Below are 26,105 nucleotides of genomic sequence, written 5' to 3'. Positions count from 1 at the left end.
ACCCTCCTGATAATAGCTGATCCTCATATTTGAAGATGCCAATTCCGAAATCCTTACGCTTCGCTGCTATATAGGAAGACTATATAATAGGAACGTGTGTTCCTATTATATACCAAACATACGTTCCTATTGCAAGTTGAAAATAATTTGGAAATAGGGTTCGGAGTATTAAAAATCACCTGAAAACAAGCAAAAAAGAGCTCAAACACTCTTTCTCTGTGTTTGAGCTCCTTTTCATGCCTACTGTTCTTTTTGCCCTGACGCTTTACGTAGTTCGTTGGCCAGCCGATGCAGTTCTTCCCGTGCTTCCGAATCTTGCGTTGCCTTATAAGCAGCCGATAAAAACGGAATGATTTTGTTCGCATCAGCGGGTTTGAGCATGTATTCCTTCTCCCTCATAGACTCAGGAAGATGAACATGCTTATCGAAAAAATCAAGCTCCATGGCGTTTATATCAACATTGCCGGCTATCCCTTTTACATTCCCGCTAGACGTATACTGGAACACGGACCATTTTTCCCATGTGCTGTTCGGCATCGGAGACTCTACGCCATAATGAGCAATCCATAACGGAAAGGATGCAACCTGCTTGTTCAAGTATGTCTTCGCGAAGCTTGCCCCCGTATAAATCATCGTTGGATGCCCGGTAAGGCGCTCTACCTCCTGAAGCCAGGTTAGACACCATTCGGATAATTGATCTCCGCCAATGGCAGATGCCTTGCCTTCCACGTCCAAGACATGCGGAAACTGGGCTGGAAAGTCTTTTAACGCATTTGCGAACCAGGCTGCCTCCATCAATGGATCGTTATTCTCCGGATGAGCATAATGATAATAGCCTATTATAAGTCCGACTTTCGCGGCTCCCTTGGCGTTCGCCTCCAGTTTATCGTCGAGGATTGTCCTGCCTTCCGTCGCCTTAATGAACGCTCCCTGTACGCCGTCCGATTTTACCGTTGCCCAGTTTATCGAACCTTGATGATGAGAGACGTCAATGATCTTAACGTTACTGGCTGATTTAGCTTGCATCCTTGCCATTGTCCTTCGTTTTGACGTAACTGTATGCACCCGATGCGGTTAGCCCGATTACGGCAATGTTAATAATAGTATCTCGTACCGTTGAAGGCACGAGGACGAAAATAGCTGCTACACCAATAGCAATGGCCGAGCTATGTTTAGTCGGGACACCGTAACCTTTTACCACACCAACAAAAGCCGCCACAAGGGCGGCTAGGGTGAGAATATCTTGTTGTTCCATTAGTGCTCTGCCTCCAATCGATCGAGCCGTTTGTGAGCCTGTTTGGACGACTCCTCTACTCTGGTAACCCGTTCCGCCAAAATATCGAACCGCTGCCCCTGTATCCGCTGTTCAACGCGCATATCATCGACACCACGTTTGATATACTCAACGTCCGTACGCAAGGTCGCATCCCTGCCGGCTTCGGCTGCTGTGTCACTTCTAATAGAGCGCGACCGTCCCAGCCAGCCCAATATAATACCGCTTAGACCAGTGCACACTCCAATTACAACTGTAATTGAGTTCCAATTCATTTTTATCACCTGCTTTCTATTCAAAAATAAAAGCCCCGCTTATACAGCGGAGCTGAAATTAAGTTCTGGACGTTTTATTTTGATTTGATCGATAATTAATTCTCTATCTTCTACTTGCAGATCATAGCTGTCGATGATAGTTTCAATATTACATTCGCCCGCATTATATCGAGTCAGGCAAGCGCTAGCGATGATTCGGATCTTGTAATTGGCCATTGTCATGATTGAGTATCTCCTTTAGAAAATAGTTCTGCAATCGCAAGCTCAATGTCAGCAAGTCTCGACGGAACATCAGCTTTTACAATCTCCTCGACTTGCTCGTTGTCAGTTTTTTCCGTCCCAACAATAGGGATGTATTCACCATTTACGTTTTTATACCTCATTTTTGGATAGCCCCCGTAACTTTGGAAAGTATAGGATCAAAAGTGGTACTTGCCCTGCTCATTGTGATCCGGACCGCCGCATTACCTTTATTCAAGTTGGCAGTTGAAACCGTTGTAAGTTTCCTAGTTGAAGTCATGTCTTCAGTCGTAACTGTCCCCAAATAGGATTCATTACCCGAACCGTTTGCAGATACAGCTGCCGTGACCGTGGCAGTCCTATCAGATTCTGCAAAAGCGATAACAGAGTTTATGGGATCTGTGTTCCGCATAGTGAATCGAATATCCATCTGAAGTACATCAATTGTAGCCCCATAATTAGCAAACACCTTCGACTTCGATGAAACGTAGTAATACGAACCCGATTCATCTATAATACTTGTCCAAGCATAGTTGTTGCCTGTACCACCAGTTAGGCCGTAGTATCCATAAGTTGTGGACGTATCCTTGACCGTGTACTTAATCCCCGCGTAATCGCTGCTGCCGCCGTCAATACAGCTATTTGTTACAACACAATAGTTACTGTCCGGAGACCACCAAATTTTCCCTTTTCTAACTTGACTGATTGTTTTATGCAACGTAAAGGTATCGTTGACAAAGGTATAGACTAACAAATAGCTACAGTTCAGTACGACTCGTGAATTATCAGGTGAAATACCAACGGACCATACAGATGGATTGCCAATAGGTACAGCCAGTTGTGTGAACGAATCCCCCGAACGTTTGTACATGCACCAGTAAGGTGCAGATGACGTAGGAAACATCAAATAATTTTCATCCAGTGACCACACAATAGTAGACGCTTCAGCAAGTTGACTGCTCGGAGTGTTGATGTTGGATGTTGGGACAATGTTTAACGGGTTGGACAGAAGAGTAAATGTATCCCCCACTCGTTTCCAGATTTGAATCCGTTTGGTTGTAGCGGTGCTTGCACAGATAAGATAGTTTCCGCTAGGTGAGAAAGTCAGGGAGTAACCACCTTCAGGTACACCCACGATGTTAGCCGTTGGGAGTGGAACGTATGAATCATTTTCGTTCTTCCAAATAAGAAGCTGGGCCCCGCCGTTTACAATATAAGCCCCGTACTTCCCGTCCTTCGAAATATCGAATGCCCCCATACTATTGGCTGTAGGAAGTCCTGAACTTCCCAAAGTAGTAAGTGCGACATATTTGTCTCCATCACGTTTGTAGAACCCCGTACTAGTTCCGTTCCAAGAACATTCCATCACGTATTTGAAGTCAGATGAAAATTTGACTGAAGAAGCTACGTTAGTAGCGTAGTTGCCAATTGATCCAGTAAAGGCTGTTGCTGATAGGATATTACCTTGAAGAGAACCGGATAGATCAAAAGGAAGTTCCCCTCTCACTTGCTTAAATTTTAAGCCTGTGCTCGCTGTTTTCGCGCCGTATGATCTATAAACCGCCGCCCCCTGCGAATACGAGGCCTGCAGAGCTGGCGTAAAGGTGAATGTACGGGTAGTAGAGTTAATGGCTGTGATAACCGGACGGTCTACGATTGTGTTCGTGGACAGGCTTTGGAATGTGACTTCCATACCAACTCGTAGCCCGTAAACACTCGTCACCATACAAGTCAATGCCCCAGTACTTACAGCAGTTTGAAGATAAGCAGAATAAGAATCGTAATAGGCAATCGATCCTCTTGGCGTTGGTTCAGCTGTCATGTCATCGAAAAAGTAATCTGATGCACCGTCTACCACATCTTTCAGAGTGGATACCAGCTTCAAAGAAGCCAATTCCTTTTCAAGGCTAGCAATAGAGGCATCAAACACTGCAACTTCACCATTAACGAAAGCAGTTGTCGCAATCTGCGCCGTATTCGTTCCGGCCGCTGCCGTAGGTGCCGTAGGAGTTCCCGTAAACGCCGGAGAAATTTTTGCTGCCGTTGTTGATGAGTTAACAAAGGCAGTCGTTGCGATCTGTGTCGTATTTGCACCAACCGCGGCCGTCGGCGCCGTAGGCGTCCCTGTCAATGCCGGGCTAGCCAAAGGCGCAGCGTCCGTAATCCCATATCCGCTGAGCGTTGTTGGATTCGACCCCGCAGTCACTCGGCCTTTTCCATCCACTGTCACGCTCTTGTAGGTCCCCGCGCTCACACCGCTATCCGCAAGTTTTGCCGAAATTACTGCTCCGTCGGCAAGCTGTGTAGCTGTCACGGTACTGTTCGCCATTTTGGCTCCGGTTACGGCATTGGCGGCAAGCTTGACGGTTGTAACGGCCGAATCGGCCAACTTGGCTGTTGTAATTTCTCCATCCGAAATCGTGGTGTCCAGATTTGATATTGCCGTATGGATTTCTTTAATTGCCCCGGCAATATTTTTTGCCGTGGTTGGCACAGTGGACATTGCGCCGATCGTGGTATCCAGCGTATCCGCATTGGTATTAAAATTCTCAATATCTACAACATCTGTTCCTTCGGGCTTCATCAGCCCGAGATTACTTGTCGTTTTCATTGCGTTCCTCCTTCGTATACTTTTAATTCCGACCATGTTTTTGCATGGGCATCTCCCCAAGATAATTCCGCCAGGTTATCCCAAACCGTATAAATGTAGTTGAAGCTATAAGCCAGGTGAGCTGGCTTGATATCCTCAAGCATCTGGATAAAGCCCGGCATGTTTGGAGGTATCCCCTTCGATCCGACAAAGATAATTTCAAACAGATATTGCTCCGGATACACATTCACCGCGACTTCACCGCCGGAAAAAGCCGCCGCCGTGTCGATAATCATCTGTTTCGTTGTTGTTCCGGAACCGTATAACTTAGCCTTCAATTGCTCCCTTCGCCGTTCGTAAGACTGTGCGCGATTCGCCGCAATGCCCAGCTCGCTTTCCCAGCGCATCAATCCCCAGGTTGCCGTGTCGATAAAACTCTGGTCCAGCAGATCATTACTTTTCTCAGCAAGCTCCGAAAATTCATAACCGGCGGCTTCTTGAAGCTCTTTCATTTCGGTTATTTCTCTGTAATAGGAAGGTAGATAGGCTAATAAATCAATACCGCTAGGATTGCTATTGCCATCCTCCCCCTCCTCCGCTCCGTATGCCAGCGCCCCATAGACTTCATTTCCGTATGCCAAACGTTCACACCCCCTTAAGTTGATTCCAAGTCACTCTAGGGCTTAGTTTTCCACTGGCCAAATCGTAAGCCGATTTCACCGCGCTTGCGGTAGCTGCTTGCACCGTGCTGGTACTCGTAACCGTACTGTTAAGCTGTACGATACCTGCCGCGGTAACGGAAGCTGCCGTTTTATTGCTTATGCCAGACCATGGAACGTTGTCTGCAGCAACGGCAGCGTCTACTTTTCCGTCATTGTCCGTATCATAGATGGACTTCAGCATATCTCCGGCAGTCTGGGCAGCAACAAGCACAACGTTTCCTCCGCTGGTTCCGATATAAAGCTTCTGGCTGTCCGTGCAATAACCAAGCTCTCCTTCGGCCAGCAAACCGATATTGATCTCCAGTCCCCGGCGGATCTGAATTAGTGCTCTCCTGGACATCAGAACGTTCCGCCGTCTACGGTTCCTACGGTGAGCCTATTGCCATTCGCAGCATCGTAGATAATAGCGGCGGCATCAATATTAACGGCAACACCGCTTGAGCCAACCGTGATACCGCTACCTGCCACGACTGAAATAGCGTCTGCTGCAACCGCAATCCCGTTACCCGCTCCAACATTTAGAGTCACGCTGTCTGCTTGTCCTCCGCCCGTTAGGCCGTTGCCGGCCCCAACCGTTTGGAGCGCGCCGCCAGTTCGAACCCACGCCGATCCGTTCCAGGAGTAAATCTTTTGCTCATCGTCGACATAGCAGGTCCAGCCAACCGCAGGCGGATAATACGTCCAGGTGGACGATTGCCATTCCGCAATCTGATTGGTCTTGCCCGACCAGACGCCTGTTGCGCTGCCAGGGATGACATAACGGTCGCCATCAGCCGGGGTTGATGGTGGAGCTGTCGTTGTCCGGTTTTTTACGGAAGCTTGCGGCTCAATATTTCTTTTTGCCAGTTCGATCTCATTCCTAATCTTTTGGGCCGACCATAAATCCGTTACTGCTAAACCGGAATCGTTAATCTGCCTGTGCAGACTGGCGTCATTGAGATGTCCTCTTAGTTCCGCCGCCGTCAAAGTGTTCGATCCATCCGAAATCTTATTAACGTGACCGCTTGAAAGATCGGTTTTTAACACTTTGCCGTAGCTTGATCCATCAATGATATCGTCCAAGGAGCCCGATAACTCCGTTAATTTCCTCGCGTTGACCGCTTGCCAGGCCGTGCCGCTGTCAAAGTACATGTAACCGGCATTTGTTCCGCTTGTCACATAATAGAGACGTCCCAAAACGGATGCCGTTGGCCTTGCGGCCTCCGTCCCGGACATCGCCCGTCCGATAAGCGTATTTGCGCTGCCGTCTCCAATAAAAACTTCTTTCGTGTCCGTACAAAATCCCATTTCGCCGGATACGAGAGGCCCATGAGCATCCAGTTGGGCTTTTGTGCCCCTTTTCAGCTGTATCGTTTGAGCCATTCCATCACTCCCCTATAAAAGATCCCCCGTCAACAACACCGTTGGTTCTGTAATCCTCGATTTCTTTCTGCGTTGCGGCCAGACTTTCTTGCAGCCCGTTAATATCATCCGCCTCAACGACATCGCCCGGCGTCTCGTAAGTCACGTAAACTTCATCCGCATTTGAAAAGATTTTGACCTGACGCCTCCATGGCGTTTCCGCTGGTATAGAGACGACAACGTCTTTGACTAACGAGCCCGTATATTTCGACCCCGTATAGACACGAATCGTACTCTCCAGGATGTTATCGTGCGCCAGAAATCCGACATACGAACCGCCCGTCATCTTCACTCTTTCTTCTACTACATAAAGGCTTCCATTTGTTTTGGCATTTAATTTGGGTACAAAATGATAAGGCATGCTTACACCTCCAAATTCACCGTTCCAAGTATGGCTACTTGATCCGGGGATATCGGGATGTTGGATATGCCCCCGTTAATCTGCAGGAAGGAGTAATCGTTAACTCCCTCAATATCCAGAAGCAATGCACCGATACGAACGTATTTAGGAGAAGGATCCTCCGCAAACGCGAGTCCCTTCAGGTAGGCGGCAATCGCCGATTCAACGTTCTTCTGGACATCCGCCAAGGATGCCGAACCGCTCAGAATCAGCTTAGCCGTAAGATTTACGGCCACTCCCTCGGCAGGGGATACGGTTACGATAGCCCCAATAGGAGCCACCTCTTGTCCCATCCCCGGCAGCGGACAAATGAAGTTTTGCACTTCCTCGGTCAAAGCCGCGGATGCGGGTCGCATCTCGCTGTCCAGGATGGTCACTTTTACCGTACCCGGCCCGTTCCACAGAGGCTTCACGTAAGCCGCTCCGACACCGGACACGGATAAGGCCCAGTTTTTATAGTCGGATACATTCCCGCTGGTTCCCGGTTTTTGCACCTTTGCTAGAAATCGCTGCCTTAAGGAATGATCATCCTCTTCGTTTTCTCCAGGGATCAAAACCTCTGATAACACCGCCTTCGCAAGACCGTTAATATAATCAATGGGAAGCATCTGTCCGTAATTGGCATTCCCCGCGCTTCCGGCCGTCTCGGCTTGCAGTTTATAATTGCCGGTCGAGATCTTCTCGGTTACTTTGTAGGACAAGCCATCCAAAGAAAAACGGCTGCCAATCGGAACCTCCATAAGTACATTTTCATTGTTGTAAAATAAACCAAGCCGCTGGGCCTTAGAGGCGAGCTGGCGTTCGATTCCGAAATCCGCTGTTCGCCGCGCCAAATACTCCCCGGACGAGGTATTTCCGAATACCAGGTTCAAGTTGATATCGAGATCGGCATAGATTTGGGCCAACTCGGCTGCCGCCGGAGCAAGAGCATCGTAAATAATACTTCCTTCGCGCTTGTCTATGGCGCCGGGTACCCGGTCAAGCATACGCTGCAAGATTATTTCGAAGGTTTGCGTTTCGTACAATTAGAATCCTCCTTTCTCAATGGCTACGGAGCCGTAAATCGTAAGAGCCGTAAAACGAACGGCAACCTCGTCTCCGCTTCCGGATATTTCGAAATCCTGAACGGCGCTTATGCGCTCATCCTGCAACAGAGCATCACGAATCCAGCGCTCGTAATCGGTGCGGAATATTCCACTTTTCTCGCTTCCGTAGTTCCCGGAATAAATGAAATGGGCGAATCGCTCCGTATCGAGTATTTTGTAAATCGCCTGCTTTACGGCATCCTGCCCATCAACAAAACCCGTAATCTTCCCTCGCTCAATATCCAATCGATAGGTTCGGCTGGTCTGTTCTACTTCTTCTGACGCGGTATTCAGAACCGCTCCTTCAGGCAAGATCAATCCGGCAACCTCCCTATCACTACATATTTCTCACCGCCGGCCGCACGCAGTAAGATCAACTTCGACCCAAGCTCCAGACTGGAACCGATATGCTCCGGTACAACTAAAAAATCCGCCGAAAAGGTGAGACGTTGATCAACGTTCACTTCCAGCGGATTTACATTCGTAACCGTCCCGTACATCACGGCCACCGGCTGTATCGAGCTTAAATATTCCTTTACGATTTTTTTTACTTGGTCGTTAATGCTCATGCGCCATACACCTTTAGATCCAGGCTCATCGTATGCTCGTCCCCTTTCATTTGATGGGTGCATTCTTCAACGAGGAAATATTGATTAATCCCCTGTTCCTTAATCGTGATTTGCAGCTTCACGCCGGCACGCATGCCGATATAGCCAAGGGCATCCAGCTTAAATGTTTTCTGCTCGCGGCCCTTCAGCTCCATCACGCGTTCCATCATTGCATTGATCTGGGCTTTATTAAGCCCGTCATCAACTTTCTGATAGTATTGCAGGCGTCCCCACTTGCCAATTTTTGAGCTATCCTGCAGAATATAGGCTTCACGCTTGCCCGTTTCTTGATTATCCTTCACCATCTTCACCCGGTTAAACGTATCCGAATCAATGTCGCGTTTCAGCGAATAGCCGTATACGAGACTTCCATCACCGAGAATCAGATCGATTGTCATATTATCGATATCTTTGAGTGTTAGATACCCGGCATCATCATACAAAACGTAAATGCGCCCCTTAGCGATCAACGTCTCGTCAAGCGCTTTATAAATCATATCAAGCCTTTTTTGCCCATCCTGCGAAAATGTCTTTATGGGATGAATCGTATCCGCGATATCCCCTACTGCAAGTCCCACATCATGCGCGTTATCCTTCAACACTTGGGTAGCGGTAACGTTCGTCTTCACGTACGTGTCGGTTTCGAGCAAATACCGGAGCTGATCGTACGCCGTTACTTTTAATTCCCGGTCCTCGGAATCCTCCAGTACAAACACATATCCGCAAAAAAGGACCGTATCGTTCATGCGCAGCCTGACGACGTCGCCGCAATTGATCTCATAATGAGACTCCTGGTAGGTCGGGTTGCGAATAATCGTAAATTGCAGCGTGCCGGCTTTACCGGTTCTTTTTGTACTCCAGCTTAATTCCGGTACAAGCTTGGAAAGGTTCCAGAGCGTTCCATTGCGGTTATCGACAATAAGCTCAAACATGGGCATCAGCGCCTCTCCGGCAATTTAAGTACTTTACCGATCGGCAGACGCTTGAGCTCCGCATCCGTAATTTCGTTGAGCTTTTGAATATCCCTCCACCGCGCGCTATCGCCTAGTTGCATGCCAGCTACCTTTATAAGGGTGTCGCCCCGTTTTAAGGTATACGTCTTTGGGGGCACCCGATCATCCGATCTTGTAGAAGACCCCTTGAGGAGTTTCGTTTTACCGTCGGCCGTTTTTACGGCTTTGACTTTTTGCGGGTAATGGAAGACATACTCCTTCAACTTAAGCGAATAGAAAATATCGCCCGGGGAACCAGCCTCTTCCCAACGCTCGAAGGATTCGATCGACATCGGCAGACTGATTTTCGCCGAATCATCCTGGGAGTTGCTGCCCACGTAAATAAACCGGACAGGGTAACCGCTGTGCATCCATCTGTTTATATCATTCACATAGGCGTTGGGATCCGGTACTTTCGTTTTCCAATCGATGCCGCGCAGCACATTAAAAATCGTATTCAAGGATTCGGATCGGTCCAGAACGGGATCATACTTTTTCCAATGAGAAATTTTCTGATTAAAGGGATAATTGTGTCCGGGAAAAAAACTCTTGAAGCTTATTTCCGCAAGCCCCGGCTTCTCAATCGTGCTGATTGGACCGGTGCCGACAATATTGTATTCCTTGCCTGATCCATCCCGTTTAATGTTGATTTCGTCGGGCAAGACCGGAAACTCCCATCCCTCCTTACCATTGTTCCAGCCGATCATCATTGTGAACGGACTTGTCTCCGCCATTTTTACACCACCTTTTTTAACGTACAAAGGCGCTCTTTATAGAGAGCGCCTTCGCATAACCTATTAACCGTAAGCACCCTGCGCGGAAGACTGAATCTCCTGCTCCATCGTGCTGCCGATCCTTCGGATAACCTCGTCTACGTCAACGTCCTTCGATATCGGCCCAGTCGTTACTTGAACCGTCGGCGTCAGCGTCACAAAGTTCTGTATTGCATTCATTTCGGCAATGTTCCGCATCATTTCAATATCTTCGCTGGAGATGTCAACCGTATTGTTGATTTTGCCGACTTCACCCACTTCTCCGACCTTGGGAATAGTTCCGGCGCCGCCAGCGATTTCTGGTATTGTTCCTTGCAAGGAACGCGTGTGGTTTACATATTTGTCATAATCGGGTGGGGTATTCTTTTCTTTTTCTTTCTTCAAGCGTTCCTCTTCACGTTCAGCCATCGTATCTTTGACTTGCTGTTCACGCTTAGTAGCTTGATCTGCAGCCTTTGCGAAAGCATCCTTTTTTTGAGCTGCTGCAAAAGATTGAATGTCATCAGTAAGGTTCTCGATACTAAAGTGACCTTGAATTTCAAAGGACGAGCCAGTAACTTTATTAACAATTTGCAAAACATGATTAATACCATCAATAATTCCATTTATTACGGTATCATAAATAAAACCGATTTTTTCAGCAAGCCACACAAACGGAGTTATTGCAGTTTCAACCATGCCCCAAAAGAATCCAGGGATTTGTCCAAAAAAGTTAAGGATGCTGTTCCAGGCACGCATTAAAGCTGCTGCGAACTGGTCATTCGTCTGCCAAAGTTTAACTAGCCATACAATTAGACCAATAACAAGCGAAATGATTAAGACATAGATGTTCGCTTTCATCGTAGCATTTAAAATTAACTGCACGATGTTTACCATTTGGGTAATTAACCATAAACTCCCCATGGCAGCTACCAGCCCCCATAGGATGGGTTCTATAATCGGCATATTCTCGCTTATAAAGCCAACTACATTAGATACGGCCGTTAAAAGCTGTCCTGCCAATTGAGCTGCAAATTCAATTGCCGATCCAAATCCTTGCATAAACTGCTCTCCTGCAGGGCTATTAATCAGCTGACTTATTTGCTCAATAACCGGACCAAAGGATTGCAAAGCTATGTTTCGCATCTGTGTAACGTAGTCACCAAAGGACATTGGCATACCGGCAAAGCTCGAATTAATATCGCCCGAGGCCGCAAACATAGCATTTTTAATTATGTCTGCGGTAAGGGCTCCTTTATCAGCCATCGTCTGCAATTCGCTCTCTGATTTACCAGTAAACTCAGAAATTGCGCTTGCGATCATCGGGGCATTCTCTAGAATGGATTGGAATCCGTCACCTTCCAGCTTTCCTTCCGACATGGCACCAGCAAGCTCATCCATTCCTGTCTTCTGATCCTCCATACCGGTTCCGCCAAGCCGGAACGATTTCTGCATAAGCTCTGCAAAAGCGATCCCCTCATCGTTGCTTTTAAACGCATCAGCAGCACTAAACTTGCCAACTATGGCAAGCATGTCGGAATAACTTCCTCTTGAACGCTCTGCAGCTGCAAAGATTTTATCCTGCAGTTGTTGGCTCGTATGCAAGTTGTCATTAATCGCGTTGATCCGGTTGATCGAATTCATATAATCATCGCTCAGCTTCATACCACTCTGTAAACTTTCGAGCGATACATACTTATCAATAACACTCCTAATCCCTTTATCCAACAATCCTACGATGCCTTGTCCCTGCTCAACTGCCCCATTTACTTTCTCTTGCTGGGCGGCAGCTTTCTGAAAGGATTGCTCTAATGAACTAAATTGATTAATAATGCTGGCAAGCGGCCCCGATATTTCATCGGCCAAGCGTAGTGCCACACGAAGCTTAGACATTATCTTTCACCTCCTTTCCAAATCCGAAATAACGTGTCGATTACCTTTTCCTCGCGGCTTCCTTCTCTTTCTTAATCCGAATATCGATGGATGCCATGATAAAGGCCTTTTCCTCCCGGGGTAATTGAACAAATTGTCCCGGGAGGATATACAGCTGATGGAGGGCGTAGTGGGCGTAATTGGCTTCGCCGTCCCCCTCCATGATTAGTTTTTTGCTTCGTCAATCAATTCGTTCATTCCGACGTCAAAGCCGCTAAGCTCCTGAATCTTGCTTACGATGGTAGACATTTCACCAGCCAGCAGCACTTTTTGCACATATTCGTCCGCCGTGCGGCAGCCAAGCTTTTGAATGCTAGCCGCATCCTTGAAATCCGGTACAATCGTATGGTTAATAACCGCACGCAAATTGAATTTTTGCGCATCGAACTCTACCTTGCGGCCTTTGCGGATCTCGGTCGCGCTTTTGCGGATTTCCTCGAACTCTTGGCTCGTCATCGCCTTAATCGTAAATTTAAGCGGCAGTCCATCGGCATCCTTGAAGCGCGGAGAAACGATAATTTCCTCCGTCAGATTATCAATAGGGTGGTTATTAAGAAATTCTTGCAGATTCATTAAGATCTACCTCCGTATATGAAATAAGGCGCCTGTTAGGCGCCCGTAATGGTATTGAATTGATCAAGCAAATCATAGCCGTTAAAGGTGAACGGCATTTCCTCGTCAAGCATATCGTCGCTGGTCGCATCAAACTTCGTCGCAATGATGCTATCCAGGTTGCAGCCCTTAAGCACAACCGATTGTTTGCCCGAAGCGGATCCCGGCTGCTCGTTCGTAATATGAAGATCGAACCAGAAATCCTGACCGGTCTGAATGTAAGACCACATCAGCTGTCTGAATACGGAAGTGACATAATAAACCGTCAGAGTGCCGCTGCCTTTCCAGCCTGCGGAACGTTGCGGCGTATTGGTTCGGCCAAGCACCGGTACATCCACTTTATTTTTTTCAATTGTTGCTTCAATCGATTTTGCATAAAACAACTCTTCCACACGGCCGTTAATCGTTGCAGTCGCCGTCGCTTGTTTGCCGCTAATGGCATCAGATTCCAACATAAAAGGCATTTAAGTCATCTCCTTAGTTTACGGTTACCGTAATGTAAATTTTTTCGACACTGTCCACGGGTTGAACATTCAAATCAATGTTGACCGCATCGGTCTCTTGCCCGGCGTACACAGAGATATCATTTTGAGCGTCAAAATACTGTACCGCCCCAATCCCCTGAAGCGTGCCGATATTGTTAATGCATTCCGACTTGAGCAAGTTGCGTCCTGCGGCGTTGTTCGAAACTTTACCAAGATAGTAGTCAGAGAAAATACGGACAAAATCATTATTGATGCCATCCAAAACCCGGATTACGCGGTTTTTGCTGAAGGCTTTCGTTTTTTCCGCCGTAAAGCTTGTTAAGCTGTTAATGTCCTGCTCGACTACCGCTCTGCCATTACTCGCCGTAAACACAAACTCGCCGTTTCTGAGCGCCGCATTGATCTGGCTATTGGTATAACGCGGCGAGACATCAACCGCATCGTCATAAACGCTATACGTTAGCGATTCGTTCACTTCAGCTGCCGCTGTTGCGCCAGCTACCCATGCTGTTGCCTGCGCCGCGGTAAGAATCGTGCCATCGCCGAGTACTACACCGTTCTTGACGCTAATCACGCCTTCGTAATCAGCTGCCGGATCATTCTCGACAACAGCTTGCACCTTCTTGCCCTCGTCATCGCGAAGTCTTTTCACAACGGAGGTATAGACATTTTTAAGCGTATTGTCCGTTCCAACATAAGCAACCGTGTTGAAATCGAACAACTCCAGGGCAGACAAAAAGTTTAAATGATCTGCGTTGGTAACCGTTCCGTTCGTACCTCCCGCAAGCGGTGCGCCGGCGCTCGGCGTCAATGCACCAGTCCCCGTCCATTCGACCCAATCATTTGCCTTCAATTCGGAAATCGTCGTTACCGTCTGCTGGTCGGCTTGGACCTGGTCTACAAACGTTTTTACATCATATTTCGCGGAGTCATCGATATTATTCTCGATAACAACCGTCAGGTCATTACCCCGGATACCGCCGTATTTCGCCGTTGCTGTCAGCTGACCGATTGTAATGGTTGCTTTTTCACCCGTATTCAACCGATAAATGAACAGCGTCTTCGCGCGTTTCAACGCCTCCCGGACAGGCAGAATGGAGCCGGCGTTCAAGTCATAGCCGAGCTTAGTCAGCGAATCGTCCCCCGCCTCCAAAGTGATCATCTTTTGCGGTGCTCCCCACGAGAGCGGAAGCGCCATCGCCGCAATACCTCGAATCCCCAGAGTTCCAAGCGCTTGTCCTTTGCCGCCAACGTTCACATAAACACCTGGCCGGACCTTATTTTGCATCGTAAATGTTCCACCTGCCATCTTTTACTTCGCCTCCTGTTTTAGATACTGCTCGATTTGTTTTGCTGCATCGTCGACCGTGTAAAATTTGCCTTCTTCTAATAAGGCTTTAAGAAAATCCCTTTGCAGCGGCGTAAAACAACTTGCCTTCAAGATTTGCGGCTTGGAATAAGTTGTTTGCTTCACTGATTTGCTCATGCCTTTATACCTCCTGTTTGCTGCAATGTCATCATCCGCGGAATATTTGTTGTTTCCTTACTAACCGTACAACTGTAATCGACATTAAAATGAAGTGCCACTTCTACAATTTGGTGCCTCATGTTCGCACCATTGAATGGACCACCTTCTACCGCAATTACCTGCAAACTCGACGTTAGCCGCTCCGCCACATCGTATAGATCCTCGTTTCCATCCGTACCGGAATACAGAATGAGAAACGGAAAATTCCGATGATAACGATTGCCGGGCTCAAGCCGATGGGTTGACTCCAACAATTTTACGTAAAAGCACGGCGGCTCAAGCACCTGCTTAATGTCATCGCCCGAGACCGGTATTAGCGGAAATTCGTTGATCAGGGCTTGAATCACAGCATGTCTTACATCGTTAATCGATATCTGCACGGCATCACCTCAATTTCTTTAAGAATAGACAACAAAAAAAGCCCTGCGCTCTCGCAAAGCTTTGCCCAATCAAACCAATTCATTTTCCCCAAACCGCTGGTTAGCGCACATGGCATCACCCCTCCCCTTCATCATCCGAATGTTAGCCTACGATAAAAGGCTGCGGAACTATTGTCCGCAGCCTGGCATCCAAGTAAAAAGCCGCCCTAGGGGCGGCTGGCTACTGGCTAACATTTCGTTTGATACTATCATATTAGCACGGGTTGACTTGCCTAAACAGTACATGCAAGGGGACAACCTTAGGGACAACTTTATACTTTATGCCGAAAGAATAATATACTGTTCAATCGCCTGCTTTCTCCAACGTTTATACGTCCGTTCAACAATTCCCAGAAGGCTGATCGTTTCTTCTACCGTTTCTCCCTCAACATACCTCAAGCGAAGAAGCTTGGATAAATTCGGTTTATAGCACTCGAGCGCCATCAGGATGGTGTCGATCTGACTAAGCTCCTCCTGCAAATACTGCAGCTCGGTTATGCGATCAAGAACCGCGTCAAAATCATTTTTTGTATCATCGTATCCCCGTGCGGCAATCACCTTCTTGATTTTCCCGCGAAGCTCAGCCAGAAGCATCTCGTCCTCTTCGTTTTCCGCTTCCTTTGGAATCTCGGCAAGCTGACTTTTGAGACCAGTCCGTTGCTTGGACAAATAGGCGTTTGCCGCTCTTTCCAATTTCTGTTCGTGTTTCGTTAAGTACTTATAACTTGGCATTCCCCTCAAACTCTGATGCAAAGCCTGGAGCTTATCGTCCTGATTAAGCCATCTCATCGTCAAACCGGCTCCTATCGGATAATGATCGAGAACCTGGATTCTAGCCTGGATTTGCTTATATCTATTTAATTGATGAATAACTTGTTTTTCTTCCGTTGTTTTTTCACTCATCCTCAATTTCTCCTTTGCCGGGCCTAATATATATTTGATTAGAACCTTTCATATCTCGCAATATTTGCTATACTATCAATAATTAGATTTGCCTTAAGACTGTCTTGGCTCCTACCCCGAGGCAGTCCCTACTTTGCCGGTTAAGACACTAATTATCCACCATTAGTGGATATATCTACTTAAAGTAGATTGGAAGTCAAAAAAATATCTTCCTTTCAGCGATATTCATTTTACAAATTGCATCATCCTCTCGTATGCTTAAGTTGTTTCCATAATATTCTTCTTAAAGTAGATTGTCAATGTTAGAAATGTCGTTTTATCTATCTTTAAGTTGATCTTAATGGATCTTTTTTTGTACAATTACTTTAAAACAAGTATGGAGTGATTACGTTGAGTATCAGCGCAAATTTAAAAAAGCTACGTGAAAAATACGACCTAACGCAGCAGGATCTCGCTGATATTGCAGGTGTTACGAATAAAGCCGTTTCTGCTTGGGAAACAGGCCTGAAAGAGCCTCGCATGGGCGCAATCGAGAAGATCGCGAACAGATTTGGACTCAAGAAGAGCAATCTCATCGAAGAAAATGGAATGGATCTTACGTTTCAACCTAATCAAGAAGAAACAAACGGCGAAGATTGGACCGAGGAAGAATTAAATGAAATCAATGCTTTTAAACGCTTTATCCTGTCGAAGCGTCAACATAAATAAGAGGTAGGTTTGAACTCAAATTTACCTCAAACAGGCTTTCCCCTTTTTCTCCCCTGCATCGTTTAATAACCTCATTACTGTTTGTCCAACGATGGACGAATCTCAAATCCACATCTACACCTTCATTTCTCCCATTCTTAGTTTGTATATTAAACAAACTAAGTTTTTGTGTTAATATGTTTACTACAGCCGTACACGGGGAAATTCTGATACAATAGGCTGAATGGACGACATGGACGGAGGCAATTGCAGTTGAAAGTAACTACGACAGGCGATTTGACCCTTATTAAAAAAATAAATACATCCATCGTGCTGGAAGCCGTGCTGAAACAAGCCCCCCTCTCCAGAGCGCAAATTTCCGAGCTTACGGGGCTGAACAAAGCAACTGTCTCCAATTTGGTTCAAGATTTGATTGACAGTGATCTTGTGGTAGAGATTGGTCCCGGGGAATCAAGCGGCGGACGCAAGCCGGTTATGCTCTTGTTTAACGGCAAGGCCGGATATGCCGTTGGCATCGACCTTGGCGTCAATTATATTCGCGGGGTGCTTGCCGACCTTGAGGGCAATGTGGTGGCCGAGCTTCAGCGAAGCCTCAAAAAGCATCAGCTTGAGTTCACCCTGAAGGAACTGATTCAATGTATACATGAACTCATCGGCAAAGCGCCTGCCAGTTCGTATGGAATTGTGGGAATCGGCATTGGCGTACCGGGTATCGTGGATGACCAGGGCTCCATCCTGTTTGCCCCGAACCTGGAATGGCAGCATGTCGAGCTTCAGCACATGCTGGAGGAAGAGTTCAAGTTGCCGGTTACAATAGATAATGAAGCAAACGCGGGCGCGCAAGGCGAGCAGAAATACGGGATTGGCCGCGGCATCGCCCATCAGATCTATGTCAGCGTCGGGATTGGTATCGGTACGGGGATCATTCTTAATAAAGAATTATATAAAGGGGCTACCGGATTCTCCGGCGAGCTTGGGCATCTGTCCATTGAATATAACGGCAAGCCTTGCCGATGCGGAAATGAAGGCTGCTGGGAGCTTTATGCTTCCGAAAATGCGCTGCTTGAACAAGCTGCTCCGCTTGGCTTCGACAATTTAGAGGATCTTCTTGACGCAGCGGAAGCTGGCAACGAAGAAGTTCGCGCGTTATTCTATAAGATTGGCGAGTATATGGGTGCGGGTATTTCGAACATCGTAAATGTGTTCAACCCCGACGTTGTGATCATCGGCAATCGCATGAGCCGGGCAAAAACATGGCTTGAGGAAGCGGTGCAATCCTCCGTTACCCGCCGGACATTGCCTTACCACCGCGAACGGCTTCGGATTCTTTTCGCTGAGCTGCAGGATCAGTCGGCCGTACGAGGCGCCGCGTATTATGCGATCAGCAAGTTTTTTACGAAAATCAAAACCGGATAACGAAGAAAGGCTGCCCTCGAATGGGCAGCCTTTTTGTATTATTTCACTCTATGAACGCCCACGATATCGTAGACATTGCCTTCAATCTGTACCGTCACCGTATCCCGCCTCACAATGCCATTATTGTAATAAGCCGTGAATTCGAAGATTAGCGGCCCTTTCTTGAAATCGTTGAATGTTTTTTCCCACAGCTCGCCTTGCCAGCCGGAACGGGAGCTGTTCGAGGACGTTAACGATGCGGAATAGCTTTTCATCGCAACTTCGACCCGGTCTGCCTTTGTTGCCGTTCCGGTGTTTGTCGTTAAAGCTGACAATAGGAACTTCTCGCCGGCCCAAAATACGTTATACCCCCGCGGCGAATCCTCCTTGCCGCTCTGCTTCTTGTTGAATTCCTTCCGTTTCTCATCCCACTGCTCGGTATGCTTCACGTAACCCGTTAATCCAAGAGCCAGTACCTTTACCTTTTTCTCGGTCTGAACGGTTTCCATGCCATCGCTGACCGAGAGCAGCATCGTCCAGTCTCCCGTTTCCGTCATTCGCAGGCTTGGGCCCGTTAACGGATAAGGTGTTTTGAAGCTATAAGCGAAGGTTCTGGTTACGCCGGTTGGACTAGTCAGCTTATACGTTATAGACAGATCATTGTTATCCGGGTCGGATGCGGCAGTCATAAACACGACCGTATCCCCTTCGTATACCGGCTTTGGCGACCAGTCAAAATCTGCGGTTGGCGGACGGTTCGTTGAGAAATAAATATATTCGTATTGGCCCATATTCCCTGCAATGTCCCAGTCCACCACCATCAGCCGGTATTTCGCTCCAGCTAGCAGCCCTCCTACCGTGTAGCTGGTCGTTGCATTAGAGAGAGAAATACTGTATTCCGCGGTTCCGTTGCTGTTCAAATCAATGTTAGTCGTTGAACCGTCTTCATTCACTTTTTGCATATAAAAGGCTCTAGACGCATGACCGGATGACGGTGCCGCATCGCTAAACGGATTAAACGTAACCTTTACCGATGTTGGCTTGATCTCAAGCTGCTTATTCGTATCATTCGGTGGAACCGTATCAACAAAGAAATAGCCATTCTCCGAATAACCGCCCCATGCAAAGCTGTCGCTTGCTCTTGCCCTCCAGTTATGAAGTCCTTCCCGCAATGCCGGGGTTGTATAGGAGGTTGCGCTAACCGCACTGTTTGTGTCTACCGCAAGCTCTGAACCTGCGTTGTAAAAGACCTCGTAATCAACCCTGGACACCGGCTGATTATCAACATCGGTAACGGATACTTTCAGCAGCGGGCGATTATTATTCGTATAGATAGGTTCAGAAGCTTTTGCCCCGTTAAAAGACAACAGATGCGTCACTGGCGGCGTGTTCAAAATAAAATATACGATATTGCTGTCATCCGACCAGTACCCTTTGGAATAGACGCGGCCTTGCACTTTTACTTTTCGCCCCTGCTTGATTCCTTCATCAAGAATGAACGAAGTATCGTTGCCGGGAAATGTCCCTTCCATAATGGCTGCCCCATTATCAACATAGGAGACCTTCAGATAGAACTTCTCTTGCGGATCACGATCGGCATCGCTGTACGTCCATCGCAAGACTGGCTCCCCTCCAAGCAGAGTCGGGCTAGCCAAAGTTCCTCCCGGATAGGCGATAATCATCTGCGGCCTATGTTGATTTGCAGCAGGGAGCGCTTCCTTGTATACGCGAGTCTCCGCCCAGTAGGACCATACGCCAAAGCCATCCTGCACTTGCTCTTGAATAATAAGTTCCACGCCAGGGCGGGTATAGAGCTCCCTCTTCCCGGCAGTCCACGCCGTCTCATCGGCCCATCTGGTCCGGAACATGCGGTCCGCCAAATAATCCGGGATATCCGGATCATAGGAGGTGTCGAATGCAGCATAATCAAGGGTCTCCCCTTCGGGATAAACAATACCCGTGAAACGGACATCAGGCCGAGCAATTGGACGACGGTGCACATAAAGTTCCTTGGTTACAGGTTCCGACCACGCCTCATATTCATCCATGCCGGGACTATCCTTTGCTTTAAGCGTGATATGGTAAAGGCCAGGCTTATCCAGCGATGGAAGCTTAACCTCGAAGGTTTTCCCGTCAAATGCGCTTTCCCCAAGCGAATTGGCAAAATAGTTCGGATCATGCAGGTAGCTCCACTCTTCGGCCAACTCGGGATCTTTTTCGATATCATCAAAAATGGTCTCGTATTTGATCTCTTCTCCCACCAGAACGGATTGATGGGTTTCTTCCACATAATAATCCCCATAATTCTTAACCTTTACATCGCTATACTTAGCTTGCTGCTGGCCAAGAGACAGGATGCCTAATGAACCTTGCCTGTACGTAGTGTCTGAAATTTCAATCAATTTAGCATGGTTGATATAGACGCACAAAGTGCCGTTACTGGCTTCAAGCTCAAAGGGATACGTTACAAACGGTGATCGCGGATAGTCTACCGATTGCAAAGCTGTTTTCGTACCCGCTGCGACTTTGAATAAAGTAAGCTTGTCCTTGGTCCACTCGGCTGCGTACATATTTTTTCCGTCCTGGATATGAATCGCAGCGCCTATCGGCTTATCGTTAGCCGCATCGTTAACAGCGACGTTGAAGGAGAGACGATCGTTCTTCAGCTTAGTTGCCGGATCGTACCATAATCCTGCCCACGTTGCGTCAACAACTTCAACGGTATTAGCATCGATGACTTTCGGATAATCGCCGCTACCGCTAGAAGGCACGAAGGGAAAGACATATTGAATTCCCGAGGCCGTACCTGGCGCTGAGAATCCATAAAAAGAGCCATCCGGTAATATGCTCGTATTTAATGTTGGATCTTTTAAGAAAGAACTCGTCCACGTATAACTCGTATCCGTCACTTCATTGTAGTAATTTATGCTGCCTTTGGTGTTATTATAGGGATCAATAGGGCCCCTTCCATTTACAACAATAGAAGCATAAGGCTTGTAAATCGCATTTGTATAATCCGCAAAGGCCCCATTCGTTGGATATGCGATATTTCCACTAGGCATTAAAAAGGCCTTTGTATTTGCAATTAGATTTCCACTTGCCTTTGGTTTAATCTGTTGTAAATACTGGTCGAAGTAATATTCTGCCCCTTGGTAACGAGTTGTTGCATATACCGTACCGTCTGGATAAATAATGGGGGTACCAACACCATAAGTATCTTCCCAACTCATTGTGTCACACCACGTTTTACAGGTTTCCCAATATTCGAGGCCATACTGCGTAGGTTCGTTAATGTTGTCATAAAAGATTTTAGAAAGAGCACCAGTTGTTCTATTCCATTGATATCCATACATAGTCGTATTCATATTGCTTCCACCACTATAGTATTGAACATAACCCGATACATTGAAATATAGCGTCTTCCATTTATCCGTACGGCCACGAGTATATTCTGTCGTCGCAGTCATATAGGAGATATCGGAATTACTAGCCCCTCTGGATCCATAACCCATGACTCCTGTATCCCCATTAACCGCCATCGCATAGACCTCATAACCATCATAAGTGGTTTGAGTGGCCCATGTTAAATATAAATCACCGTCAGAGTCGATAACTCCTTTATAATTCTGCAAGAATGTAGGGCTATACCTTATATCTTGTGTTTTTACATCCCACTTCACAGACATATCCTGAACGGAATATTTTACTGCATGTACATTCCAGTATTCTTGTGAGGCCCCCGTTCTTGCACGGTAGGCCATATAGAGATTTTGGCCGTCGTCCGAAACTTCGAAATACATGATGTAAGACATTTCTCCTGATATCGGTATGGTATAGCTGCCTATGAGTTGGCCTTGATTATTAATCTTTTTAACCTCATAGTTTGTTGCTCCGTATGACCCAGCCCCATAATAAAAATTCTCGTTCTTATCTGCGCCTAGATAAGTTAAACCACTTACTGCAGATAAAGAAAAACGGCTAATCTCCGCTCCATTCTTTGCATTGCGTTCTACCATTTCCTCGCCTTCGCGTGAGTAGAGACGATGACCGGCATAAATGTATGGGACTGCAATCGCATTCTTGGGTAATCCCCAAACAGGCAGCTTTGTTAGATCGGCAGCAACTTCGTATCTTGAGCGGCTATTGGCACCTAAACCCATATTCGGATACTTAATAAAGAAGTCGGCCATCTTGGCATTCTTGGTTAGTAGGGCACCATTATTTGTTTTCCAGCCTATCGATTTGTTGGCGTTGGTTGTGTACGGTTGAATTAGCTTCCACGAACGCATAATCGATTCGCCCGAGTAAGCTAAATCCTCAGGTGCGCTGTCATCACCCTGATCCGGCTGCTGCGTCAGGCCATACACATCAAAATTTACAAATGGCGAATAGTTGAGAACGTTGGTTGCTGCAATTTCGGATATGGACGTTAGACCGTAATCCTCCGCCACGCTTGCGCGGTATTGCCTCTTCCCTACGGTCGTATAAGTAACGGGATATGTATCCTTGAATGGCCCTTCGTAAATGGTTGTCCATGGCTCTTCTTCATAGTTGCCGTCATTATCATGATCGTAACGCTCTTCGATTTTCATGCTTGCAAGCACATCGCCATCTACGCTTGCAGCATCGATATAGATCATCGATTCGTTAAACCGATAGGTCTGTTCCGGGCTCATGATGCTTACAATCGGCGGCTGATCGGGAACCACTTCAAAAATATGAGTACCCCAATCACTCTCGCGTCCCTGTGAATCAAAAACCTTGCCCTCTACGGAGTATTGACCAAGAGATGTTGGGCCCTTGGATGGCCAGCCATTCGTATATCCAGAATCTTCAACCTTTTTGTAGCGTGTCTGATTCTTCGTAAAATCAACGGTTACCCCACGCTCGGAAAGCGGTGTATACGAATTATACAGATGGAAGATGTTTGAGAAATCTCTTCCCTGAATAACCTTTGTTGGCCCTGTAACCACTGCAACCGGTTTGGGATCCAGTACTTGCAGGGACGCTGTATCCCATCTCGTCTCGGTACCATTGGTAACCATGATTTTCGCCTGATAAAAACCGGGCTTGTCGAACTTTAAGTTAGGGTAGCGGTATTGACTATCATCCGGTATTACTTCTTGCAAGTTGTTGGAAAACGTCCAACTCATGGATGTATATCCGTCGGAATTGTTATCCAGCGTTGATTGATCGCCAGTAATAATGGTATTAGGTATAAATTCAATATCAGCAGTAACTGGCGGAGCCGGTGGCGGTGTTGGTGTTCCTCCCGGATCCGGCGTGGCGGCACCAAGCTTCGTAACCGTTGTTGTACACTCTATTGGCTGCTCCGCCGTAGTACCGTCTGTGAAGTTTACACGGGCACGCAAGACCCATGTCTCGGTGTAGCTATCGATACCATTTAACTTAGCCTTGAGAATAGTAAAGCTGAACTTCTGCTCGATCTTGTCCAAGCCATACCCAACGGTTGAGGTCGTGTACTGACTGCCATCATCGGCACGGCCGTAGACTGTCCAGTTCTTGACGTTTTTGGTGCCTTTTCCTGAAAGAGAGGCAGTCAGTGTAGCTGTGACTGGGACATCTTTGTCAGCAAAGGTGATAGTGTCCGGTTCTGCAGAACAATCGCAAGAAACTGTTGGTGTATTTACCGGTGGGATAGGTTCGTAGGTGACTCGGACTTCGCCTTCGTAGTAGTAGGTTTCGGCAGACCAATCTAGATCTGTTTGCATGACATATCGTTTTGCAATTGCATTTCCCGAGCATCCCGAACAAACGTAATCATCAAGATAGGAATCTTTAACAGGAGGTATAGCGACCGTTAGTTGGCCTTTACCCGATACTCCTTTCCCTTTACTTTCAATTCGATGTTGCGCCAACCCTACAGGCGTTGCCTTCGTTACATTAACAGTGGATTGAACTAATGCTGTTTTATAAATACTTGACCCATGAATTGGAGATGTAAAATAAACAGGGGCATCCACTCCATCACTAATGGCTTTAATCCATCCATCGCTTGCTCTAAGGTTACCACTAATCATTACCCCATTATCATCTTTTGCTGGCAAGAGTCCTGGACATATAGAAAGATTTGTACTCCAACAAGCATCTCCCGATTTTGGCGTTACGTTATATGGCCCCACGCCGTTACCTTCAATCACCCATTGTTTCCCATTAGATCTTCGGTTTATTACAGCATACATATCTGACTGTATACCAGTCGCAATAACTTTAATTTTTGTTCCATTAATTTTATTCAACAGTAACTTACTACTTGTAACTGATCCTGCTGATTGCTGCGTTAGTTTTAACTTCCCATTGCTGTCTGCAACCATCATCCATAACTGATAGGACTTAGGTTTATAACCGGATGGCACTGTCAAATCCATAGAAAAATTAGATAACGAAGAATTTTCATTATATTTTTCACTAGCCTTAAAAGATATGGATTGTGATTTAATAATGGTCGTATCTGTCGCTGCGCTTGCTTCGTATTGCTGAAAACTAAATAGACTACATATTAATGCTAAAACAAGAATTTGTGGCAAAATCTTATTTAATGATGCGCCCATTGATCCTTCACATCCGTCAAGTAGATTTGTTCGCCACTTCCAAATGGAACATTATACCGAACTAAATGAATTGGAAATCCGCCATACTTTTCAATTTGAGATTGTATATACTTTTTGGGCACCAATTCAAATAGGTAATTATGTGCTACGCTATTGATTTTATTGAATAAAAAATACTTATCGTTATAGAACAGACCTTCTCTTTCTACTAATTTACCGTCCTGGTAGATATACTGTGGTGCAGGAAGAATCGTACCTGCATTTCCCTCTGTATATGTGTAAAAGCTGCTTCTCATTGTAATACCAGATCCATCTGCAACTAAACTTTTACCAATTATTTTATAAGCAAATACATAGCCATCACTTGGCTGTTCAGATTTATTAACCGGATAATAAGTAGCCCCCTTCAAATACTCCGCATAAAACCCCTTCGTATCCGCAGGATCCAATATGATCAACTTATCAATCGTCACATTATACTTCTTGCTAATATCTACGGAGTATGGCAGCTTCACCAAATCATTCTGATCAAACATCGTAATCATATTATGCCGATGCCAAGCGATCTCCGCTGCGCTCGATGCCCCTTGGTCAACCGTTAATTTCCCGCCGTTAGCCAGCTTCAGCAGCCTTGTCACCAGTACCGCGGCCTCCGCGCGGGTTGTTGTTCCTTCGGTGTTAATCGTCTCCGCCTTTGTCCCCGAACGGGACAAAATCCCTTTGTTCACCGCGCGGAACATTAATTCCGCCGCGCTTAACTTTTTCCCGCGATAATCCGCGTACTCGCCCCGTACCGCTAATTTTGCCATTTCGTTGCGAGTTGCAGGATTGTTCAGGTTGCCTGGATAATCGCCATCCAAGTAAATGCCCGCCTTGGACAACGCAGTCTGATAAGGCGCATACCAATTGGACCCGCCAGCGCCCGCTTCGATTTTGAAAGTCATGGCCATAACTTTGAGCAGTTCCGCCCGCGTTATTGTGTTATTAGGCTTAAACGACCCATCCGGATAACCGTTGAGTACTCCAGCCTGCACCGCTGTTTCAATGGACGATTCCGCCCAATGCCCGTCGATATCCTTGAACGAAGGTTTGGCAGCTGCTTCAACATTCCGCTCGTTACCGGTTAATCCTAATCCAACCAAACTCCCTGCCGTAACGACACTAGCCAGCACAATAGAAATCCATCTTTTTCTCACAATCTATCATCTCCCCT

26 protein-coding genes are annotated in these 26,105 nt (G+C 46.8%); 2 read left to right on the top strand and 24 right to left on the bottom strand.

The annotated features are described in order from the left end of the window. Positions 1–240: 240 nt before the first annotated feature. The 22 genes from CFI03_RS26030 to CFI03_RS25925 form a co-directional block, all read right to left on the bottom strand. The gene (locus CFI03_RS26030; RefSeq protein WP_248760944.1) at positions 241–1,026 is read right to left on the bottom strand and encodes a glycoside hydrolase family 25 protein; all 786 of its coding nucleotides are present in this window, start codon (positions 1,024–1,026) and stop codon (positions 241–243) included. Further along, on the bottom strand, positions 1,016–1,255 hold the full coding sequence (locus CFI03_RS26025) for a hypothetical protein (RefSeq protein ID WP_248760942.1): 240 nt from the start codon (positions 1,253–1,255) through the stop codon (positions 1,016–1,018). The genes CFI03_RS26030 and CFI03_RS26025 overlap by 11 nt, the downstream gene beginning before the upstream one ends. Continuing rightward, the gene (locus CFI03_RS26020; RefSeq protein WP_248760940.1) at positions 1,255–1,548 is read right to left on the bottom strand and encodes a hypothetical protein; all 294 of its coding nucleotides are present in this window, start codon (positions 1,546–1,548) and stop codon (positions 1,255–1,257) included. Before CFI03_RS26020 ends, CFI03_RS26025 begins: the two co-directional genes overlap by 1 nt. Positions 1,549–1,587: 39 nt before the next feature. Next, positions 1,588–1,770 (bottom strand): hypothetical protein, encoded by a 183-nt coding sequence (locus tag CFI03_RS26015; RefSeq protein ID WP_248760938.1) that lies wholly within the window; start codon positions 1,768–1,770, stop codon positions 1,588–1,590. Continuing rightward, positions 1,767–1,931, bottom strand: coding sequence for a hypothetical protein (locus tag CFI03_RS26010; protein ID WP_248760936.1), 165 nt, complete (start codon positions 1,929–1,931; stop codon positions 1,767–1,769). Before CFI03_RS26010 ends, CFI03_RS26015 begins: the two co-directional genes overlap by 4 nt. Further along, positions 1,928–4,399, bottom strand: a complete 2,472-nt coding sequence (locus tag CFI03_RS26005; RefSeq protein WP_248760927.1) for a phage tail protein — start codon at positions 4,397–4,399, stop codon at positions 1,928–1,930. Before CFI03_RS26005 ends, CFI03_RS26010 begins: the two co-directional genes overlap by 4 nt. Beyond that, positions 4,396–5,019 carry a YmfQ family protein gene (locus CFI03_RS26000; protein ID WP_248760924.1) on the bottom strand — a complete coding sequence of 208 codons (624 nt, stop codon included), beginning with the start codon at positions 5,017–5,019 and terminating at the stop codon, positions 4,396–4,398. Before CFI03_RS26000 ends, CFI03_RS26005 begins: the two co-directional genes overlap by 4 nt. A 4-nt stretch (positions 5,020–5,023) precedes the next feature. Beyond that, positions 5,024–5,440 (bottom strand): tail fiber protein, encoded by a 417-nt coding sequence (locus tag CFI03_RS25995; RefSeq protein ID WP_248760922.1) that lies wholly within the window; start codon positions 5,438–5,440, stop codon positions 5,024–5,026. Then, on the bottom strand, positions 5,440–6,462 hold the full coding sequence (locus CFI03_RS25990; protein ID WP_248760914.1) for a DUF2793 domain-containing protein: 1,023 nt from the start codon (positions 6,460–6,462) through the stop codon (positions 5,440–5,442). Before CFI03_RS25990 ends, CFI03_RS25995 begins: the two co-directional genes overlap by 1 nt. A gap of 4 nt (positions 6,463–6,466) precedes the next feature. After that, complete coding sequence (locus CFI03_RS25985; RefSeq protein ID WP_248760912.1) at positions 6,467–6,862, bottom strand: phosphoglucomutase; 396 nt, start codon at positions 6,860–6,862, stop codon at positions 6,467–6,469. A 2-nt stretch (positions 6,863–6,864) separates the two neighbouring features. Continuing rightward, positions 6,865–7,926, bottom strand: coding sequence for a baseplate J/gp47 family protein (locus tag CFI03_RS25980; protein WP_248760910.1), 1,062 nt, complete (start codon positions 7,924–7,926; stop codon positions 6,865–6,867). Further along, positions 7,927–8,304, bottom strand: a complete 378-nt coding sequence (locus CFI03_RS25975) for a DUF2634 domain-containing protein (protein ID WP_248760907.1) — start codon at positions 8,302–8,304, stop codon at positions 7,927–7,929. It abuts the gene before it with no gap. Continuing rightward, positions 8,301–8,555, bottom strand: coding sequence for a DUF2577 domain-containing protein (locus tag CFI03_RS25970; protein WP_248760905.1), 255 nt, complete (start codon positions 8,553–8,555; stop codon positions 8,301–8,303). The genes CFI03_RS25975 and CFI03_RS25970 overlap by 4 nt, the downstream gene beginning before the upstream one ends. Further along, positions 8,552–9,526, bottom strand: coding sequence for an XkdQ/YqbQ family protein (locus CFI03_RS25965; RefSeq protein WP_248760903.1), 975 nt, complete (start codon positions 9,524–9,526; stop codon positions 8,552–8,554). The genes CFI03_RS25970 and CFI03_RS25965 overlap by 4 nt, the downstream gene beginning before the upstream one ends. A gap of 5 nt (positions 9,527–9,531) precedes the next feature. Beyond that, positions 9,532–10,320 carry a LysM peptidoglycan-binding domain-containing protein gene (locus CFI03_RS25960; protein WP_248760901.1) on the bottom strand — a complete coding sequence of 263 codons (789 nt, stop codon included), beginning with the start codon at positions 10,318–10,320 and terminating at the stop codon, positions 9,532–9,534. A gap of 63 nt (positions 10,321–10,383) precedes the next feature. Next, complete coding sequence (locus CFI03_RS25955; protein WP_248760892.1) at positions 10,384–12,231, bottom strand: tape measure protein; 1,848 nt, start codon at positions 12,229–12,231, stop codon at positions 10,384–10,386. Between the two features lie 204 nt (positions 12,232–12,435). Further along, positions 12,436–12,843, bottom strand: a complete 408-nt coding sequence (locus CFI03_RS25950; RefSeq protein ID WP_248760890.1) for a phage tail assembly chaperone — start codon at positions 12,841–12,843, stop codon at positions 12,436–12,438. A 35-nt stretch (positions 12,844–12,878) separates the two neighbouring features. Further along, positions 12,879–13,346, bottom strand: a complete 468-nt coding sequence (locus tag CFI03_RS25945; RefSeq protein WP_015846725.1) for a phage tail tube protein — start codon at positions 13,344–13,346, stop codon at positions 12,879–12,881. Between the two features lie 13 nt (positions 13,347–13,359). Further along, positions 13,360–14,676, bottom strand: coding sequence for a phage tail sheath family protein (locus CFI03_RS25940; protein ID WP_248760888.1), 1,317 nt, complete (start codon positions 14,674–14,676; stop codon positions 13,360–13,362). Positions 14,677–14,679: 3 nt separating this feature from the next. Beyond that, complete coding sequence (locus CFI03_RS25935; RefSeq protein WP_248760886.1) at positions 14,680–14,853, bottom strand: hypothetical protein; 174 nt, start codon at positions 14,851–14,853, stop codon at positions 14,680–14,682. After that, positions 14,850–15,275, bottom strand: coding sequence for a phage tail terminator family protein (locus CFI03_RS25930; RefSeq protein ID WP_248760884.1), 426 nt, complete (start codon positions 15,273–15,275; stop codon positions 14,850–14,852). Before CFI03_RS25930 ends, CFI03_RS25935 begins: the two co-directional genes overlap by 4 nt. Before the next feature lie 318 nt (positions 15,276–15,593). Continuing rightward, complete coding sequence (locus CFI03_RS25925; protein WP_248760882.1) at positions 15,594–16,217, bottom strand: ECF-type sigma factor; 624 nt, start codon at positions 16,215–16,217, stop codon at positions 15,594–15,596. Positions 16,218–16,607: 390 nt separating this feature from the next. On the opposite strand from CFI03_RS25925, the gene CFI03_RS25920 reads away from it, so the two are divergent. Then, positions 16,608–16,925: a helix-turn-helix transcriptional regulator gene (locus tag CFI03_RS25920; RefSeq protein ID WP_127491855.1), complete on the top strand. Its 318-nt coding sequence runs from the start codon at positions 16,608–16,610 to the stop codon at positions 16,923–16,925. 252 nt (positions 16,926–17,177) lie between these two features. Next, positions 17,178–18,341 (top strand): ROK family transcriptional regulator, encoded by a 1,164-nt coding sequence (locus CFI03_RS25915; RefSeq protein WP_248760879.1) that lies wholly within the window; start codon positions 17,178–17,180, stop codon positions 18,339–18,341. A gap of 38 nt (positions 18,342–18,379) precedes the next feature. On the opposite strand, the gene CFI03_RS25910 is transcribed toward CFI03_RS25915, so the two are convergent. Both CFI03_RS25910 and CFI03_RS25905 read right to left on the bottom strand, forming a co-directional pair. Continuing rightward, positions 18,380–24,892, bottom strand: coding sequence for a hypothetical protein (locus tag CFI03_RS25910; protein ID WP_248760877.1), 6,513 nt, complete (start codon positions 24,890–24,892; stop codon positions 18,380–18,382). Further along, the gene (locus CFI03_RS25905) at positions 24,877–26,088 is read right to left on the bottom strand and encodes an S-layer homology domain-containing protein (protein WP_248760875.1); all 1,212 of its coding nucleotides are present in this window, start codon (positions 26,086–26,088) and stop codon (positions 24,877–24,879) included. Before CFI03_RS25905 ends, CFI03_RS25910 begins: the two co-directional genes overlap by 16 nt. Positions 26,089–26,105: the final 17 nt, after the last annotated feature.

It is taken from the genome of Paenibacillus sp. ATY16, from assembly GCF_003399985.2.
Lineage (GTDB): Bacteria > Bacillota > Bacilli > Paenibacillales > Paenibacillaceae > Pristimantibacillus > Pristimantibacillus glycanilyticus.
The sequence above is the reverse complement of the archived record's forward strand: the minus strand, read 5'-3'. Positions and strand labels throughout refer to the sequence as shown.

Bases quoted from the DNA above. Each gene is read 5' to 3' on its own strand.
- CFI03_RS26030 (WP_248760944.1), bottom strand. From the start codon at position 1,026: ATGCAAGCTAAATCAGCCAGTAACGTTAAGATCATTGACGTCTCTCAT.
- CFI03_RS26025 (WP_248760942.1), bottom strand. From the start codon at position 1,255: ATGGAACAACAAGATATTCTCACCCTAGCCGCCCTTGTGGCGGCTTTT.
- CFI03_RS26020 (WP_248760940.1), bottom strand. From the start codon at position 1,548: ATGAATTGGAACTCAATTACAGTTGTAATTGGAGTGTGCACTGGTCTA.
- CFI03_RS26015 (WP_248760938.1), bottom strand. From the start codon at position 1,770: ATGACAATGGCCAATTACAAGATCCGAATCATCGCTAGCGCTTGCCTG.
- CFI03_RS26010 (WP_248760936.1), bottom strand. From the start codon at position 1,931: ATGAGGTATAAAAACGTAAATGGTGAATACATCCCTATTGTTGGGACG.
- CFI03_RS26005 (WP_248760927.1), bottom strand. From the start codon at position 4,399: ATGAAAACGACAAGTAATCTCGGGCTGATGAAGCCCGAAGGAACAGAT.
- CFI03_RS25995 (WP_248760922.1), bottom strand. From the start codon at position 5,440: ATGTCCAGGAGAGCACTAATTCAGATCCGCCGGGGACTGGAGATCAAT.
- CFI03_RS25990 (WP_248760914.1), bottom strand. From the start codon at position 6,462: ATGGCTCAAACGATACAGCTGAAAAGGGGCACAAAAGCCCAACTGGAT.
- CFI03_RS25985 (WP_248760912.1), bottom strand. From the start codon at position 6,862: ATGCCTTATCATTTTGTACCCAAATTAAATGCCAAAACAAATGGAAGC.
- CFI03_RS25970 (WP_248760905.1), bottom strand. From the start codon at position 8,555: ATGAGCATTAACGACCAAGTAAAAAAAATCGTAAAGGAATATTTAAGC.
- CFI03_RS25965 (WP_248760903.1), bottom strand. From the start codon at position 9,526: ATGTTTGAGCTTATTGTCGATAACCGCAATGGAACGCTCTGGAACCTT.
- CFI03_RS25960 (WP_248760901.1), bottom strand. From the start codon at position 10,320: ATGGCGGAGACAAGTCCGTTCACAATGATGATCGGCTGGAACAATGGT.
- CFI03_RS25955 (WP_248760892.1), bottom strand. From the start codon at position 12,231: ATGTCTAAGCTTCGTGTGGCACTACGCTTGGCCGATGAAATATCGGGG.
- CFI03_RS25950 (WP_248760890.1), bottom strand. From the start codon at position 12,843: ATGAATCTGCAAGAATTTCTTAATAACCACCCTATTGATAATCTGACG.
- CFI03_RS25945 (WP_015846725.1), bottom strand. From the start codon at position 13,346: ATGCCTTTTATGTTGGAATCTGATGCCATTAGCGGCAAACAAGCGACG.
- CFI03_RS25940 (WP_248760888.1), bottom strand. From the start codon at position 14,676: ATGGCAGGTGGAACATTTACGATGCAAAATAAGGTCCGGCCAGGTGTT.
- CFI03_RS25935 (WP_248760886.1), bottom strand. From the start codon at position 14,853: ATGAGCAAATCAGTGAAGCAAACAACTTATTCCAAGCCGCAAATCTTG.
- CFI03_RS25925 (WP_248760882.1), bottom strand. From the start codon at position 16,217: ATGAGTGAAAAAACAACGGAAGAAAAACAAGTTATTCATCAATTAAAT.
- CFI03_RS25910 (WP_248760877.1), bottom strand. From the start codon at position 24,892: ATGGGCGCATCATTAAATAAGATTTTGCCACAAATTCTTGTTTTAGCA.